Source organism: Clostridium sp. DFI.5.61 (assembly GCF_024462915.1).
Lineage (GTDB): Bacteria > Bacillota > Clostridia > Oscillospirales > Oscillospiraceae > Lawsonibacter > Lawsonibacter asaccharolyticus.
Genome location: NZ_JANGBZ010000016.1, coordinates 13384 through 29548, shown reverse-complemented (window position 1 = coordinate 29548; position 16165 = coordinate 13384). Strand labels below are relative to the sequence as shown.

19 protein-coding genes are annotated in these 16165 nt (G+C 61.0%); 11 read left to right on the top strand and 8 right to left on the bottom strand.

Going from position 1 to position 16165, the window contains the following annotated elements; all coding sequences use genetic code 11:
- Nucleotides 1–5 precede the first annotated feature (5 nt).
- Together NE584_RS09745 and NE584_RS09740 are read right to left on the bottom strand one after the other, a co-directional pair.
- Nucleotides 6–269, bottom strand: a complete 264-nt coding sequence (locus NE584_RS09745; protein ID WP_050625120.1) for a metal-sensing transcriptional repressor — start codon at nt 267–269, stop codon at nt 6–8.
- Entirely contained in the window at nt 266–2878 is a 2613-nt protein-coding gene (locus tag NE584_RS09740; RefSeq protein ID WP_256182704.1) for a heavy metal translocating P-type ATPase, read from the bottom strand. The genes NE584_RS09745 and NE584_RS09740 overlap by 4 nt, the downstream gene beginning before the upstream one ends.
- Before the next feature lie 453 nt (nt 2879–3331).
- Here NE584_RS09740 and NE584_RS09735 point away from each other — a divergent pair, with 453 nt between their 5' ends.
- From NE584_RS09735 to NE584_RS09725, 3 genes are read left to right on the top strand one after another with little or no spacing between them, the layout of a single operon-like run.
- Nucleotides 3332–3679, top strand: coding sequence for an STAS domain-containing protein (locus NE584_RS09735; protein WP_050625118.1), 348 nt, complete (start codon nt 3332–3334; stop codon nt 3677–3679).
- On the top strand, nt 3676–4116 hold the full coding sequence (spoIIAB, locus tag NE584_RS09730; protein WP_050625117.1) for an anti-sigma F factor: 441 nt from the start codon (nt 3676–3678) through the stop codon (nt 4114–4116). The genes NE584_RS09735 and spoIIAB overlap by 4 nt, the downstream gene beginning before the upstream one ends.
- Nucleotides 4113–4841 carry a sigma-70 family RNA polymerase sigma factor gene (locus NE584_RS09725; protein ID WP_050625116.1) on the top strand — a complete coding sequence of 243 codons (729 nt, stop codon included), beginning with the start codon at nt 4113–4115 and terminating at the stop codon, nt 4839–4841. Before spoIIAB ends, NE584_RS09725 begins: the two co-directional genes overlap by 4 nt.
- Nucleotides 4842–5009: 168 nt before the next feature.
- Here NE584_RS09725 and NE584_RS09720 read toward each other — a convergent pair whose 3' ends face one another.
- From NE584_RS09720 to NE584_RS09700, 5 genes are all read right to left on the bottom strand, one after another.
- On the bottom strand, nt 5010–5561 hold the full coding sequence (locus NE584_RS09720) for a hypothetical protein (RefSeq protein WP_256182703.1): 552 nt from the start codon (nt 5559–5561) through the stop codon (nt 5010–5012).
- A 307-nt stretch (nt 5562–5868) separates the two neighbouring features.
- Entirely contained in the window at nt 5869–6429 is a 561-nt protein-coding gene (locus NE584_RS09715) for a hypothetical protein (RefSeq protein ID WP_050625114.1), read from the bottom strand.
- A 174-nt stretch (nt 6430–6603) separates the two neighbouring features.
- On the bottom strand, nt 6604–7311 hold the full coding sequence (locus NE584_RS09710; RefSeq protein ID WP_050625113.1) for a response regulator transcription factor: 708 nt from the start codon (nt 7309–7311) through the stop codon (nt 6604–6606).
- Nucleotides 7304–8464 carry a DUF4118 domain-containing protein gene (locus tag NE584_RS09705; protein WP_050625112.1) on the bottom strand — a complete coding sequence of 387 codons (1161 nt, stop codon included), beginning with the start codon at nt 8462–8464 and terminating at the stop codon, nt 7304–7306. The genes NE584_RS09710 and NE584_RS09705 overlap by 8 nt, the downstream gene beginning before the upstream one ends.
- Before the next feature lie 112 nt (nt 8465–8576).
- Nucleotides 8577–9536: an AEC family transporter gene (locus tag NE584_RS09700; protein WP_256182702.1), complete on the bottom strand. Its 960-nt coding sequence runs from the start codon at nt 9534–9536 to the stop codon at nt 8577–8579.
- Between the two features lie 317 nt (nt 9537–9853).
- Between NE584_RS09700 and pyrE the strand changes: the two genes are divergently transcribed.
- The 7 genes from pyrE (at nt 9854) to NE584_RS09665 (ending at nt 15490) form a co-directional block, all read left to right on the top strand.
- Nucleotides 9854–10528 carry an orotate phosphoribosyltransferase gene (gene pyrE / locus NE584_RS09695; protein ID WP_108979466.1) on the top strand — a complete coding sequence of 225 codons (675 nt, stop codon included), beginning with the start codon at nt 9854–9856 and terminating at the stop codon, nt 10526–10528.
- Between the two features lie 198 nt (nt 10529–10726).
- Entirely contained in the window at nt 10727–11416 is a 690-nt protein-coding gene (locus NE584_RS09690) for a RadC family protein (RefSeq protein WP_050625109.1), read from the top strand.
- A gap of 104 nt (nt 11417–11520) precedes the next feature.
- A complete protein-coding gene (gene uvrB, locus NE584_RS09685) occupies nt 11521–13494 on the top strand; it encodes an excinuclease ABC subunit UvrB (protein ID WP_108979465.1) in 1974 nt (657 codons plus the stop codon).
- A 346-nt stretch (nt 13495–13840) separates the two neighbouring features.
- Complete coding sequence (locus NE584_RS09680; RefSeq protein ID WP_256182701.1) at nt 13841–14008, top strand: hypothetical protein; 168 nt, start codon at nt 13841–13843, stop codon at nt 14006–14008.
- A 5-nt stretch (nt 14009–14013) separates the two neighbouring features.
- Nucleotides 14014–14457 carry a hypothetical protein gene (locus tag NE584_RS09675; protein WP_256182700.1) on the top strand — a complete coding sequence of 148 codons (444 nt, stop codon included), beginning with the start codon at nt 14014–14016 and terminating at the stop codon, nt 14455–14457.
- The gene (gene ybaK, locus NE584_RS09670; protein WP_256182699.1) at nt 14457–14945 is read left to right on the top strand and encodes a Cys-tRNA(Pro) deacylase; all 489 of its coding nucleotides are present in this window, start codon (nt 14457–14459) and stop codon (nt 14943–14945) included. The genes NE584_RS09675 and ybaK overlap by 1 nt, the downstream gene beginning before the upstream one ends.
- A 71-nt stretch (nt 14946–15016) precedes the next feature.
- Nucleotides 15017–15490, top strand: coding sequence for a CPCC family cysteine-rich protein (locus NE584_RS09665; RefSeq protein ID WP_256182698.1), 474 nt, complete (start codon nt 15017–15019; stop codon nt 15488–15490).
- On the opposite strand, the gene NE584_RS09660 is transcribed toward NE584_RS09665, so the two are convergent.
- Nucleotides 15423–15695 carry a hypothetical protein gene (locus NE584_RS09660; RefSeq protein WP_256182697.1) on the bottom strand — a complete coding sequence of 91 codons (273 nt, stop codon included), beginning with the start codon at nt 15693–15695 and terminating at the stop codon, nt 15423–15425. The two genes, NE584_RS09665 and NE584_RS09660, sit on opposite strands and share 68 nt — an antisense overlap.
- A gap of 83 nt (nt 15696–15778) precedes the next feature.
- Between NE584_RS09660 and NE584_RS09655 the strand changes: the two genes are divergently transcribed.
- Complete coding sequence (locus tag NE584_RS09655; protein ID WP_187120356.1) at nt 15779–16006, top strand: helix-turn-helix domain-containing protein; 228 nt, start codon at nt 15779–15781, stop codon at nt 16004–16006.
- Nucleotides 16007–16165 lie beyond the last annotated feature (159 nt).

The window sequence follows — 16165 nt, the reverse complement described above, 5'->3', positions numbered from 1 at the left end:
GGATCTCAGTCGGCCAGCTTATCCAGCAGGGCGGCCAGCTCCTCCAGCTTGGGGGCGGGGTCCCCGCTGTCCACGGCCTCCCGCACGCAGCAGTTCATGTGTGCCTTCAGTACCAGGCGGTTGGCTTTTTTCAGAATGGACTGGGTGGCCATCAATTGGTTGGAGACGTCCAGACAGTACCGGTCCTCCTCCACCATCTTCAGGATACCGTCGATCTGGCCACGGGCCGTTTTCAGCAGCCGGGCGACCTGGGCGTGGTCCGCTTTCACTGAATGGACACCACCTCGTATCCGGCCTCAGTGACTGCGTCGGTGAGGGACTGGTCGCTCACCGCACCAGTGAGGGTGACTGTGGCGCACTTGCCCTCCAGGTCGGCTTTGACGGAGGCCACCCCCTCCAGGGTGCCCAGGGCTTTCTCCACGTGGGCGGTGCAGTGGGCGCACATCATGCCGTTGATCATGATCTTCTTTTCCATCGTTTCATTCGCTCCTTTTCGTTCTTCCTGATGTTGTGGTTCATATGTGGGCTGCTCCGAGGGGTCAGGGACAGGCTGGACCGGGCAGGTGCCGCTGGGGCAGGGAACAGGGGAGGCAGGGACGCTCTTGGGCTTGAAGAACCGAAGACGCAGGGCGTTGGTCACCACGCATACCGAGCTCAGGCTCATAGCGGCAGCGGCGAACATGGGGTTGAGCATGACATCCGTCCACCCCAGGGCATAGAACAGGCCGGCGGCCAGGGGGATGCCCAGGCTGTTGTAGAAAAAGGCCCAGAATAGGTTCTGCTTGATGTTGCGGATGGTGGCCTTGGACAGTTCCACCGCAGCGGCAGCGTCCAGCAGGTCCGACTTCATCAGCACGATGTCGGCGCTCTCGATGGCCACGTCGGTGCCAGCACCGATGGCCAAGCCCACGTCGGCCCGGGCCAGCGCCGGGGCGTCGTTGATGCCGTCCCCCACCATGGCCACCTTCTTGCCCTGATCCTGGAGCTGCTTCACCTTGCGCTCCTTGTCCTGGGGGAGCACCTCCGCCATCACCTGGGAGACGCCCAGCTGTGCGCCGATGGCGCCGGCGGTGCGCTGGTTGTCGCCGGTGAGCATGATGACGTCGATCCCCAGCCGCCGGAAGGCGGCTACCGCCTGGGCGCTGGTAGGCTTGGGGGTGTCGGCCACAGCCACCAGGCCAAGCACCCGGTGCTCGTCGGCAAAGTAGAGGGGGGTCTTGCCCTGGGCGGCCAGCTCCTCGGCCCGTGCGGGGAAGGAGCCCAGCTCCACCCTGGCCTCCTCCATCATGGCGCGGTTGCCGCCCATGCAGGTGCGGTCTCCCAGGGCGGCCCGGACGCCCCGGCCGTGGACGGCGGTGAACCCGCCCACTGAGGTGATGGGGAGGCCACGCCTTCTGCTCTCCTCCACGATAGCGGCGGCCAGGGGGTGCTCCGAGGGGCCCTCCAGGCAGGCGGCCAGGATGAGCAGGCCTTCCTCGTCCATGTCCTCGCCCGGCAGGATGTCGGTGACCACCGGCCTGCCCTGGGTCAGGGTGCCGGTCTTGTCCAGTACCACGGTATCCACCAGATGGAGGGTCTCCAGGGCCTCAGCGGATTTGATGAGGATGCCCTGCTCCGCTCCCTTCCCGGTGCCCACCATGATGGCCACGGGGGTGGCCAGACCCAGGGCGCAGGGGCAGGAAATGACCAGCACGGCCACGCCCGCGGTGAGGGCGGAGGTGGCGCTGCCAGTGGCGAACCACCAGGCCCCGGCAGCGATGGCGGCGATGACCATGACGGTGGGGACAAAGACGCCGGCCACCTTGTCGGCCAGCTTGGAGATGGGGGCCTTGGAGGAGGAGGCTTCCTCCACCAGCCGGATCATCTGGGCCAGGGTGGTGTCCTCGCCCACCCGGCTGGCCTCAAAAACGAAGTAGCCGGAGCGGTTGATGGAAGCGGCGGCCACCTTGTCCCCGGGGCCTTTGTCCACGGGGAGGGACTCGCCGGTGAGGGCGGATTCGTCCACGGCGGAGCTGCCCTCCACAATGACACCGTCCACCGGGATGGACTGGCCGGGGCGGACGGCTACCCGGTCGCCCACCCGGACCTCCTCCACCGGGATCTCTGCCTCGGCCCCGTCCCGCAGGACGGTAGCCGTCTTGGGGGCCAGGTCCATCAGGCGGGAGATGGCCTGGGAGGTCTTGCCCTTGGAGCGGGTCTCCAGGAACTTGCCCAGGGTGATGAGGGTGAGGATCATGCCGGCGGACTCGAAGTACAGGTCCATATGGTACTGCTCCACCCGGGCCATGTCCCCGTGGCCCAGGCCGTAGCCGATCTGGTAAATGGCAAAGACGCCATAGATCACAGCCGCGATGGAGCCCACAGCGATGAGAGAGTCCATATTGGGGCCGCCGTGGAGCAGGGAGCGGAAGCCGTTTTTGTAGTACTTGTCGTTGATATACAGGATAGGCAGGGTGAGCAGGAGCTGGGTAAAGGCGAAGGATATGGCGTTCTCGTGACCCACCAGGAAAGCGGGGAGGGGGGCGCCCATCATGTGCCCCATGGAGATATAGAACAGGGGAATCAGGAAGAGAAAGGAGAGGATGAGGCGGCGCTTCATAGAGGAGAGCTCCGCTTCCATCTGGGCCTCCGGCCTCTTAGCGGCTCCCCGGGCTGGGACCCCAGCCTGGGCGGGCAGGGAGGCGCCGTATCCTGCCTGGACCACCGCCTGGATGATGCTTTCGGGGGCAAGGGCGGCCTCGTCGTACTCCACATTCATGGAGTTGGTCATCAGGCTGACCTCCGCCCTGCGTACGCCCTCCAGCTTGTTCACCGCCTTTTCCACATGGGCGGAGCATGCGGAGCAGGTCATACCGGTGACGTCAAATTTCTGTTTCAAGGGAAACACATCCTTTCAGAGGAGGGCTCCGCCCATGGGCGCCCCAGCGCCCCGCCGCCGAAGCGGCGCAAATTCGGAGCGGAGCAAATGCGATACACCCCCCTGGGGTGGGGTATCTTCAGCATAGCGCGGGGGAAGAAGTTTGTCAAGGCTTATCATGGAGATTTTTTGAGATTTTATGCAGGAGAGCCCCTGCTCTGCGGGAAGCAGAACAGGGGCTCTCAAAATTCAAAATAGAAGGAAAGAGGAGGCTCCTCATAGCTGATGGTATAAAACCCGTCTATGTGAAACGTGATTGTTTCTTGTATGGTATCAGATGGGAGGGGTGAGGTCAAGGACAAACATGGATTTTCTTCCCAGCCTCGACAGCTTATGCCCGGTTTTGCAGGGGGCTTGTCCTATAATCTCCTCATATCACCCGGCAGAGAGGACCGGGCCAAGGAGGAAGTCTGAATGACCGTAGATTGCGTGTCCGAGGGGCGGACCCTGACAGCGGCGGTGCGGGGGGAGCTGGATCACCACCGGGCCAAGGAGGTGATGACAGAGCTGGATGAACAGATCGACATGGCTCTGCCCCGGCGGCTGACTCTGGACCTGTCAGGCCTGAGCTTTACGGACAGCTCGGGCATCGCAGTACTGATCCGGGTCAGCCGGCGGATGGAGCAGATCAAGGGCGAGCTGATAGTGCGGGGCGTGCCTCCGCAGCCGTGGAAGGTGTTTCAGGCGGCCGGCCTGCACAAGCTGATCCGATTTGAACAGGAGGAGCCCGCCGCGGCGGGGGAGGAGGACGTACATAAATGAAGGTGGAAAATTACGCCGCGCTGGAATTTCCCAGCCGGTCAGCCAACGAGGGGTTTGCCCGGGCGGCGGCGGCCTGCTTTGCTGCCCAGCTGGACCCCACGCTGGAGGAGATCAACGACATCAAAACCGCCGTGAGCGAGGCAGTGACCAACGCCATCGTCCACGCCTACCCGGACCGGCTGGGCAAGGTGGCCCTGAAGCTGCGTCTGAAGGAGGGCGGCATCCTGGAGATCTTGGTGCGGGACTGGGGGGTAGGCATCGCGGACGTGGAGCAGGCCCGGACCCCGCTGTTTACCACCGGGAGCGAGGAGCGCTCCGGGATGGGCTTTACCATCATGGAGAGCTTCATGGACGTGGTAAAGGTGCGCTCTACCCCGGGGAAGGGGACCCAGGTGACCATGCGGAAGCGGATCTCCCCCCGCATAGGCGGACGATGAATGGCACGCCAACGGCTCCAGAGCTGCTGGAGGCGGCCAGACAGGGGGACAACCGGGCCTGTGAGCAGGTGTTGGAGGAAAACGCCGGCCTGATCTGGAGCATTGTGCGGCGGTATTACGGACGGGGCGTGGAGCCGGACGACCTGTACCAGCTGGGCTGTCTGGGCTTTTTGAAGGCGGTGCGGGGCTTTGACCCATCCTTCGGGACCCAGTTCTCCACCTATGCGGTGCCCAAGATCGCGGGGGAGATCCGGCGTTTTCTCCGGGATGACGGCACTGTGAAGGTGAGCCGGGGCATGAAGGAGCGGGGGGCCGCAGTGTGGGGCGCCCGACGCCGGCTGGTGGCCGAGATGGGACGGGAGCCCACCCTGTCAGAGCTGGCGGCGGAGACCGGCCTGACGCCAGAGGAGATCGCAGCGGCGGAGACCGCCTCTGACGCAGTGGCATCCCTCCAGGCGGAGACAGGAGAGGGCGGATTGACCCTGGAGGGGATGCTGGGCACCGGCGGGATGGAGGAGGACGTGGTGGAGCGGCTGACCCTCCGTTCCGCCATGGAGGAGCTGCCGGAGCGGGAACGGCAAGTGCTGCTGCTGCGCTATTACAAAAACCTCACGCAGATCCAGTGTGCCAGAGTCCTGGGGGTCTCCCAAGTCCAGATCTCACGGTTGGAGCGGCGGGCGGTGGACCGGCTGCGGAAGATCCTGTGCGAGGAAGAAGTGTTCTGAGACTTCTCTGCCCCAGACCGGGCAGAAAAATAATGGGATGCAGGCTGCGGAAAAAGTCCCTGGAGGACTTTTTCCGCAGCCGTAAATACTCCGGGCCCGTACCATCTCTGGTACGGGCCCGGAGTATTTACGGAATAATTTTAGGAAATGATGTCTGGAGCTCCAGGGTCAGGCGAGGGCGGAGATGACGGCGTCCGGGTCGCTGACGTGAAAAAACAGCAGGCCCACCACACGGTCGTTGCCCTTCTTGATGCCCATCACAGCGTTGGCGCGGCTCTTGCCGGCCTCACGGCCGATGGCTGCGTTGAAGCAGACGTTGCCGGCACCGCCGTCGCGGCACTCCACCGCACAGGTCACCTTCTGGTCACGGGGCATGGTCATCACGTTGGATTTGACCACAGCGATGATGCGCTGGTCGGTGATGGCATAGATGGTCTTCTGCTCCAGCAGCTTCTTGTCCAGATAGGGACGGACGGCCACCGCCAGCGGGATGCCGATCATGGGCACCAGGCCGATCAGGATGATCCCGATGCTCTTATTGTCCGCGATGGCGAAGGGGAGGAAGACACCGAAGGAAAACAGGGTCATGACGGCGGTGATGATCCAGGCCACATACTGGGAGACACGGTCAGGGGACCGGAGGAGCTTCGTCTTGGTGGGTCGGCCGAACCAGAGGACCTTCTCGTTGTCCCGCAGAGTCTTTTGGAGGATCTGTTCCATAAATATGTTACTCCTTTCATAAATAAGAATGAATTCTTATCTTGATAAAAGATTACCACAACATTTATAAAAACGGTATAAATAGGGGGTATATTGACGTTAAGAAAGCGAAAAAATAAAAAATAGAATCAAATAAATGATGTAAAAAATAAAAGAATACCGCCTCCCCTTTGGCGGAAGGGGAGGCGGCGGATCGGCCGGGCGGTGAGCCGGTATGGGGCGGACGTTTAGGAGAGAGAAACGCCCGCTCCCTCACCACACGGAGAAGAAAAACCGAACCAGAGAAAAGTGAGAAAACTCCGGCCGTTTAGGAGAGATATCCAAGCAGGGATTCTGGCTGAGGGATGTGGAAGAACAGCAGGCCGGGGACGCCGGACTGGGCAGGACTGCCGCAACGGACCCCCAAAATGGCGTTGTCCAGCATTTTGGAGGAGGACTGGCCCACCGCTTCACAGAAGCAGAGGTTGCCGCTCTCCCCGTCCCGGGCTTCAATGGAGTGGGTGAGGATGCGGCCCAGGGGAATATACATCAGGTTGTTCTTCACCAGAGCCAGCACCCGGTAGTTGGTGATGGCGTAGATGGTGTCATGCTCCAAGCTCCACTTGTCCAACAGGGGGCGGATGGAGATCATGGCGGGGAGGAAGGCAGCGATCATGAGGATCACGGTCAGATCGGTGACGGCCTGATGAGTGCGGAGGAAAAAGGGGATCAGACCGCCCAGGATCACGGCCAGCGCCGCGGAACAGAGGACCCAGGTCAGGAGCAGAGAAGTACGGGAGGGGATGGACATCAATTTGAAAGGGGAGGGACGGCCGCTCCAGCGGACAATCTCACCGTCCAGAAGCACTTCCTGTAATCTCTGTTCCATGATGTGGGCTCACTTCCTCAAATTCTCTTCTGTCTGTTATTATAGCCTCTGGGCTATAAAATGGGTGTTAAACTGAAACAGAGGGTCGCTAAATAATTGTTAAGAAAAAAACAGGGGAGAAAAACAGCACCTCCGGAGCCTTAGCCTCCGGGGGTGCTGATGTGTATGGAAGGCTCAGCTGTCCTCCAGCATCCGGTATCCGATGCCCAGTTCTGTCAGGATGTATTTGGGCTCGGAGGGGTTTTCCTTCAGCTTGCGGCGGATGTTGGCCATGTTGACCCGCAGGATCTGGTTGTTGCTGCCCTCGTAGGGGCCCCAGACATGCTTGAGGATGAAGTCATAGGTGAGCACCTTGCCGGCATGGAGACAGAGCAGCTCCAGGATCTTGAACTCGTTCTGTGTGAAGTGGATCTCCTCGCTGCCCACGAAGACCTGGTGGCGTGCAGTGTCCACGACTAGGTCTTTGACCTGATAGCGGTCCTTCTGCTCGCCCTGGCTGAGGTTGATCCGGTCGGCCCGGCGCAGGGTGGTTCGGATGCGGGCCAGCAGCTCCGGAACGCCGAAGGGCTTGACCACATAGTCATCCGCCCCCATGTCCAGGGCTTTGACCTTCTCAGACTCCCGATCCCGGGCGGAAATGATGATGACAGGCACCTCCTGGGGCAGTCCGCTGAGTTCCTTGAGCACGTCCAGTCCGTCCATGTCGGGCAGGCCCAGGTCCAGAAGCACCAGATCGGGACGGTGGGAAAAGAATAGGCTGAGAGCCTCCTTGCCGGTGGTGGCGGACATGGCCTTGTAGTCGTTGGCGGTCAGAGCGCGGCAGATGAAGTTGCTGATGGTGCGCTCATCTTCTACGACCAGGATCAAACGTTTTTCACTCATATGCTTTCTCCTCCATGGGAAGGCCGAAGCGGAAGACCGCTCCGCCCTCAGGGTCATTTCCGGCGGCGAAGAAGCCGCCGTGGGCTTTGATGATGCTCTGGCAGACGGACAGGCCGATGCCCATGCCTCGGGTGGAGTCGCCTGACAGGTCCCGGGGGAGGGGACGGCCGGACTGGACTGCCTGCATGATGTCAGGAGACAGTCCAATGCCATGGTCCCGGACCTCCACCACCGCCCACTCCTCCTGGCGGAACAGGTGGAGCTGGATGTGCTGAGTGTCCCCGGAGTGGCGGACCGCGTTTTCCAGCAGATTGACGATGACCTGCTTGATGAGCATGGGCTCCATGGGCAGGAACAGGATGTCCTCTGAGAGGTCCAACTGCACATTGGCGTCCGGGAAACGGCGGCGGGTAGTGAGCACCGCGTCCCCCGCCACCTCCTCCAGCATCTCCTCCCGCTTCTTCAAAGGGACAGAGGCGTCCTGGATACGGGTGATGGACAGCAGATTCTCCACCATGGTGGTGAGAGCTTCGGCGTCGTTTTTGATGTCGTTGAGCAGGGAGACATCCTTCTCACTGCGGGGCTCCTCGCTGGACAGCAGTACCGCGGCCGCCCCGGAGATAGCAGTCAGAGGGGTGCGGAGGTCGTGGGAGACGGAGCGAAGGATATTGCTGCGGATGGTCTCCCGGGCGGCCTCCAGCTGAATGGCATTCTTTTCCTGGTTCAGACGCTCGTTCAGCTCATACAGGGCCTTGGTGTTCTGCTCCCGCTGTTCCGCCTCCAGGGCCTGGAGCTTGATCCGGGAGGTGAGGGTGCAGATGATGATGGCGATGGCCGTCATGCTCAGCATGGCCACCGGGTATCCGGCATAGCTGAGAGAGAAGGCGGAGTAGGGGTACATAAAATAGTAGTTGATACAGAAAGAGCTGAACAGAGAGGCCAGGATACCATAAAAATATCCAGTGGTCAGCCAGGATACGAATGTGACGGCCAGCACATAGACCAAGGCGGAGTTGTTCTCCACGCCGAACTGAAACAGCAGCCGGCTGAGGTAGTATGCCCCGGCCATGAAAAAGGCGGTGATCAGAAAATTCATCACGCCCCGCGGGACAATGGCGGTCAGATCATGGAGCTTGGCTTTCCATTCTTTCAAAAGGAGCCCCCCTTCCAGCGGCCGGTCAGAGGATGACACGACTCTTGTATTCTTAGTCCCATTATAATAAGGAACGGCCCGGCCTGCAAGCAGAAAATGAGGGCGTCCTCCTTCAGGACCAGAGGAGGGGAAGGAGGCACACATAGAGGACAAACAGGGCCATACCTATGACTGCGTTGATGGCGAAGGCGTTGCTGGCGATCTGGGAGTCCTCCAAAGAGCCATACTCCGAGATGTAGGCGTTGAGGATGACGGAACCGTGCTGGGAGATCAAGGTAAAGAACGCGGCATTAAAATAGAAATCCTGCCCCACCATGGGGTCCATCAGGAAAAATTTAACCCCATAGCTGACGGAGAAGATCAGAAGATAGCGCCAGGCGACCAGGCGCAGGCTCTCCCGGATCTTGTCCGGATTGTCCATATGGATCCGGTAGCCCACTGTGATCAGGATCAGGGTGGAGCTGATGCCGCCCAGCTTGGAGATGGTGTCGATCACGCCGCCGCCCAGGTCTGTGGCGGAAACGGCGTCCCGTATACCCAGAAGCTGAAGTGCCAGGGCCAGGAAGATCATGACAAACAGTGGAGATAAAAGGTTTTTTCCGATTTGACGCGGTCCGGCGGTCTCTCCCTTTAGATAGATCCGGGCGACCGGCATGAAGACTAGACCGATAAACAGCTCATGCCCCACTCCCATGCTGGTGAGATACCCCATATTTTCCAGGCCGAACACAGTGGAGAAAAGAGGAATGGCCATGAAGCCGAAGGCAAAGGCACAAGGATAGAGGGGAGCGAAGCGGCGTTTGAAATGGAACAGGCGCGCGGTGAGAAAGCCCAGCCCCAGGAGCAGAAGCTGGATCAGAAAGGTGCAGGCGGCCAGCCCAAAATGCTCGGGGCGCAGATCCAGCCCAATAAAGGTGGTGAAGATGGTACAGGGGATCAGATAATCTGAGACCAGCTTTGTCACACCCTGAACGGTCTCTTCCGAAAAATAATGGCGTTTTTGGAGCCAAAAGCCAAAAATAATGAGCAGGATAACAGGGAGAACGCTGCGGATCAGATGTTCCGGCTGCATGATACGGTATCCTTTCAGATGTCAGCACAAAGTATGAGGCGTCCCGGCAGAAAACAGAATGGGGAACGGACAGGCCCGACCCTGGGGATTCGGATATGCCTGCTGTCTGAAAATTATAACACACAGAACAGATGCTGTCACCAGTATTTCACAGGGAGACAGGCGGAACGGAAAAAACTTTCCGGGCTTCCACAGGATGGAGTTCTTGTACCTGAGCAAAAAAAGTGGTATAATAATACGATTTCCCCCAAGAGATCAGGCCCGTCGGGGCGGCGGGCCTGACAGGGGAGGACAATGAATGGAATGAGGGATTTTGTATGACCTACAAGGAAGAATTTATCACGTTCATGGTGCGCTCCGGCGTGCTCACCTTCGGGGACTTCACCACCAAATCCGGCCGCAAGACCCCCTATTTTGTCAATACCGGAAACTACAAGACCGGTGCCCAGGCGGCCAAGCTGGGGGACTACTACGCTGCCTGTATCCAGGAGCACATGCCAGACGGCATTACCTGCCTGTTCGGACCGGCCTACAAGGGCATCCCCCTGGCGGTGTCTGCCGCCGCCTCCCTGTACCGCAATTATGACCGGGATCTGCCCTACTGCTTCAACCGCAAGGAGGCCAAGAACCACGGCGAGGGCGGTTCCATGGTGGGCTACAAGCCCCAGGACGGGGACGACGTGGCCATCGTGGAGGACGTAGTCACCGCCGGCACCGCCGTGCGCGAGTCCATCGAGCTGTTCAAGCATGTGGCCGACGTGAACATCAAGGCCCTGTTCGTCTCGGTGGACCGGATGGAGCGGGGCACCCGGGAGTGCTCCACCCTGGATGAGCTGCGCCAGGACTACGGCATTCAGGTCTTCCCCATCGTCACCGTGCGGGAGGTCATCGCCTTCCTCCACAACAACTCCATCGACGGCAAGGTCTATATCGACGACGAGATGAAGGCGAAAATGGAAGCCTATCTGGAGGAGTACGGGGCCAAGGGCTGAGCCAAAAAATTCCCCGTCCCCTCGGAGAGCGGAGGGAGCCTCCGGGGGGAACTGGTGCCCCCCGGAAAACGCGGCGCGCGAATGCGCAAAGCGGTCCCCGCAGGGACCGCCCGTGTTTTGAATGGAAGCCTATCTGGAGGAGTACGGGGCCAGGGCCTGAGCACGGCAAAAGAGGACAGAGAAAGAGAGGGAGCAGGGATGGCGGAGAGGCGCAGATCCATCCATACAGGGCACCGGCAGCGGGTGAAAGATGAATTCTCCGCCCGGGGACTGGCGGGCTGGCCGGACCACCGGGTCCTGGAACTGCTGCTGTACTACGCCATCCCCCAGGGGGATGTGAACGGGCTGGCCCACGAGCTGGTGGAGAGGTTCGGCTCGCTGGCGGGGGTGCTGGACGCCGCGGAGGAGGAGCTGTGCCGGGTGCCCGGAGTGGGGCAGCACACCGCTGTCCTGCTCAAGCTGATCCCGGCGGCAGGGGCGCGCTACCTCCAGAGCCGGGCGGACCTGGGGGAGCCGGTGCGCCGGACGGAAGACGCCTACGCACTGCTGGAGCCCTACTTCTTCGGGGCCAGGAACGAGATGATCTACCTGCTTGCGCTGGATGGGAAGAACAAGCCTCTGGGGGTGCGGAAGGTGGCAGAGGGCAGCATCTGCGCCGCCAACATCAATCTGCGCCGGATCATGGAGGAGGCAGCCGCCCTCCGGGCGCCCCAGATCTATCTGGCCCACAACCACATCAGCAACCTGGCCTTCCCCTCCCCGGTGGACATCTCCACAACTCAGACCATGCGGACGGCCCTGGCGGGGGTGGGCATCGAGCTGCTGGACCACCTGGTCTTTGTGGACGGGGATATGGTGTCCATGCGGGACAGCGGGATGATGAAGTGATGCCTGGGCCCTGTCCCTCTGTGGACAGGGCCTTGACTTAGAACATTTGTTTTATTATAATAGGGCGGACGGAGAGCGGCCCGGGAGGAACAGGAGGGACGGCCATGCCCAGATTTGAAGTGGTTTCAGAATACACCCCCAGCGGGGATCAGCCGGAGGCCATCGAGGCCCTGGCCAGCGGACTGGAGATGGGGCTGGACGAGCAGACGCTGCTGGGCGTCACCGGCTCGGGCAAGACCTTCACCATGGCCAAGATCATCGAAAAGGTCCAGCGGCCCACCCTTGTGCTGGCCCACAACAAGACCCTGGCCGCCCAGCTGTGTGCCGAGTTCCGGGAGTTCTTTCCCCACAACGCGGTGGAGTACTTCGTCTCCTACTACGACTACTACCAGCCGGAGGCCTATATCCCCCACACAGACACCTTCATCGAAAAGGATTCCGCCATCAACGAGGAGATCGACCGGCTGAGGTTGTCCGCCACCGCCTCCCTGATGGAGCGGAGGGACGTGATCGTGGTCTCCTCCGTCTCCTGTATCTACGGTCTGGGCGAGCCGGAGGACTTCGCCAAGATGATGGTCTCCCTGCGGGTGGGGGCCACCCTGGAGCGGGACGAGCTGCTGAAAAAGCTGGTGGCCATCCGCTATGAACGCAACGATATCGCCTTTGACCGCAACATGTTCCGGGTCCGGGGGGACACGGTGGAGATCTGGCCCGCCTATTGGAAGGACACCGCCCTGCGGGTGGAGTTTTTCGGGGACGAGATCGACCGCATCAGCGAGATCAACGTGGTCACCGGCACCCCCATCCGCCGGCTGAACAACATCCCCATCTGGCCGGCCACCCACTATGTCACCCCCAAGGAGAAGATGGACGCCGCTATCCAGGAGATCTACAAGGAACTGGAGGGGCGGGTGGCCTTCTTCGAGGGAGAGGGCAAGCTGGTGGAGGCCCAGCGGCTGAAGCAGCGCACCATGTACGACGTGGAGATGATGCAGGAGCTTGGCTACTGCTCCGGCATCGAGAACTATTCCCGGGTCATTGAGGGGCGGCCCGTGGGCTCGCCCCCCCACACCCTGCTGGACTACTTCCCCAAAGACTTCGTCCTCTTCATCGACGAGAGCCACGTCACCCTGCCCCAGGTGCGGGCCATGTATAACGGGGACCGGGCCCGAAAGACCACCCTGGTGGATTACGGCTTCCGGCTCCCCTGCGCCTTTGACAACCGGCCGCTGAAATTTGAGGAATTTGAAAAGCGGCTCAACCAGGTGGTCTATGTCTCAGCCACCCCGGGGGAGTATGAGCGCACCCGCTCGGGCCAGATCGTGGAGCAGGTGATCCGGCCCACCGGGCTGCTGGACCCCAGGATCGAAGTCAGGCCGGTGGAGGGCCAGATCGACGACCTGATCGGGGAGATCAACCAGCGCACCCAGCGGAGCGAGCGGGTGCTGGTCACAACCCTGACCAAGCGGATGGCGGAGGACCTGACCGCCTACCTCCAGAACGCGGGCATCAAGGTGCGCTATATGCACCACGACATCGACACCATCGAGCGGATGGAGATCATCCGGGACCTGCGGCTGGGCACCTTCGACGTGCTGGTGGGAATCAATCTGCTCCGGGAGGGCCTGGACCTGCCCGAGGTCTCCCTGGTGGCCATCCTGGACGCGGACAAGGAGGGCTTCCTCCGGTCCGAGACTTCCCTCATCCAGACCATCGGCCGGGCCGCCCGGAACGCCGACGGCATGGTGGTGATGTACGCGGACACCATCACCCCCTCCATGCGCCGGGCCATCGACGAGACGGAGCGCCGCCGGGAGAAGCAGGACGCCTTCAACAAGGCCCACGGCATCGTCCCCAGAACGGTCATCAAGTCGGTGCGGGAGCTGCTGGAGATCTCCGCCACGTCGGAGGACGTGGCCTCCAACCAGCGCCAGGGCAGGGTCAAGGCCATGACCAGGCAGGAGAAGGCCGCCGAGATCGCCCGCCTGGAGAAGGCCATGAAAGAGGCGGCCAAGATGCTGGAGTTCGAGCTGGCGGCAACTTTGAGAGACCAGATCATCGAACTGCGGGGGAAGTGAGAAGAATTCTATGGAGCTGCTCCCGAAACGGAAGCCGAACCGTTTGACCGGATACGATTACAGCCAGCCGGGGTGTTATTTCATCACCATTTGCACAGCTGGGCGGCAGCCAATTTTGCGTAGGGGCGCACAGTGTGCGCCCGCATCGGAAATTCCGCCTCTCACAGAAATCGGGGAAATTACGGAACGGGCAATTCAAAGTATTCCAAATCATTATCCGTATGTTTTTGTGGAAAAATATGTAGTCATGCCCAATCATATCCACCTTATGTTGCGTATCGAGGGAACCGGGCGCACACTGTGCGCCCCTACTCCCGTCGGAGCGGTTCCCCGGATCATCAAAGCAATGAAAGAGACGGTCACCAAATGTGCCAGGTCTCCCGTCTGGCAAAAGGGCTATCACGACCACATCGTCCGCGGCGAGGCGGACTATCTCCGCATTTGGAACTACATCGACACGAATCCTGCCAAGTGGCGGGAGGACTGTTACTACTGCCAGAATGAGGGAGTGTAGTTACTGTGGAACACACCTATCTGCTCCGTCCCGGCCGCTGGCGGGCGGAGGGGACCTACTACGACGAGACGGGCCGCTCCTTTCCCCTGGCCGGGGAGACAGAGCTGGTCCAGGAGGGGGCGGAGCGGCATCTGGACGGCTGGATGGAGGTTTCCGGGCCCGCTCCGGTCCGATTCACGAACCGCTATGTCATCCGGGAGACGGACCGCCCCTTTACCCTGACCTGGCAGTCCTTCAACCCAGTGCTGGGCGTGCTGGAGGGTACTTTCGAGCTGGCGGGAGAGAGTATCCTGTCCCGCTATGTCTCACGGGACCGGGTGTACTCCGGCTGTGAGGTACTGACCCTCCAGGTGGACGGCAGCTATCACAACGCGGGCGTGTCTATGAAGAACGGACGGCGCATGTCCGCCTGGACCGCCGTGCTGAGCGAGGAGAGGGGAAGGACATAATGGCTAAGGCAAAAGAGGAAAAAACCAACGTCATGCGGGTCCTGGACCAGAAGAAGATTCCCTACACCCCCCACGCCTATCCCCACGGGGACGGCGAGGCCCCCGACGGGGTGACGGTGGCCCGCTCCCTGGGGCAGGACCCGGAGCGGGTCTTCAAGACGCTGGTGACCCGGGGGGCATCCGGGGGATACTACGTCTTTGACATCCCGGTGACGGACACGCTGGACCTGAAAAAAGCGGCTAAGGCGGTGGGGGAGAAGTCCATCGCCATGCTCCACAGCAGGGAGCTGCTCCCCCTGACCGGCTATGTCCACGGGGGGTGCTCCCCCATCGGCATGAAGAAGCAGTTCCCCACCGTCTTCCATGAGACGGCGGAGATCCTGGACACCATCATGGTCTCCGCCGGAAAGATCGGCTTCCAGGTGGAGCTGTCCCCTGCGGACCTGATCGAGCTGGTGGGCGGGAGCACGGAAGACGTGACGGTGTGAGGGAAAGGGACTGATATACGCAGACGTCCTGCAATCGGCAGGCTGTGACCGCTTTGTGAGGAGGGGATAAGATGGAGCAGCAGGAAAAGCCGCCCAAGTTTCTCTATCTCCCAGAGGTCAAGAATGACCATTTCATCATCGGCGGGGCGGATGACCGCCCCGATGCGTCCGTACCGGGATCAGAGCCGGGGCCGGGACTTGAGGAGCCCACGGGTATCTACCCCTGCCCGTGCTGCGGGTATCTGACCTTTCCCGCCCCCAAAGAGGAGGCCATAGCCTACATCTGCCCGGTGTGCTTCTGGGAAAACGACGTGTTCGACCCGGGGGAGGACGATCCCAGCGATGAGAACCGCGGCCTGCCCCTCCGCCAGGGCCGGGAGAACTACCGGCGCTGGGGCGCGGTCCGCCCCGACCTGGTTGTCCACGCCCGCCCGCCCAGGCCGGCGGAGCGGCCGAAAGAAATACCGGCCCCCCGGCTTACTGCTTCTCCTGGAAGCGGGACAGCTCCCGGGAGAGGGAAAGCCCCAGGTCCAGGCCCAGCGTGAAGGCGTGGCAGGCCTGGAAGGAGGCTAAGATCTCCATGCTGTCAGTGAGATGGAAGAGCAGATCCTGGTCGGCCTCGGAACAGGAGCGGACCTTCTCCTGGGCCTGCTCCAGCCACTCCAGAAGCCCGTCCTCTGTGGGGGAGCGGGGCTCATAGGGGAATTTTTGGATGACCAGCTCATAGAGCAGGGAAAGTGTGTCATACATAGATTACCACCCAAAAGTAATAATTTAATTATGACTAAATTATAGGCGAATTTAGAATTGGTGTCAAGAGGGAGATTGGCAGGATGGAAAAGATCATGCTGCCCCTGGGGCGGCGGCTGAAAGAACTGCGGAAAGAAAGAAAACTCAAACAAAAGGAAATGGCCCGGTTTTTGGAATGTACAGACCGAAATTATCAGAAAATGGAGTACGGAGAGATTAACGTTCCCGGACTGACACTGATCAAACTGGCGGACTTCTTTCAGGTCAGCCTGGACTACCTGGTGGGCCGCAGCGACGACCGGGAGCAGTAAAAAAGATCCCCGCCCCCCGCCGGGCGGGAAGAGCAGGGAAAAGCCGGGGGGCTGATCTTGGCGGGCGTGTGCCTGATCCTCTGTAGAATGAACATTCAAGCCATTTCCCAGTCAAACATCGCCCACAGTGTCATCTGCCTGCGCATACAGGCGTTACCA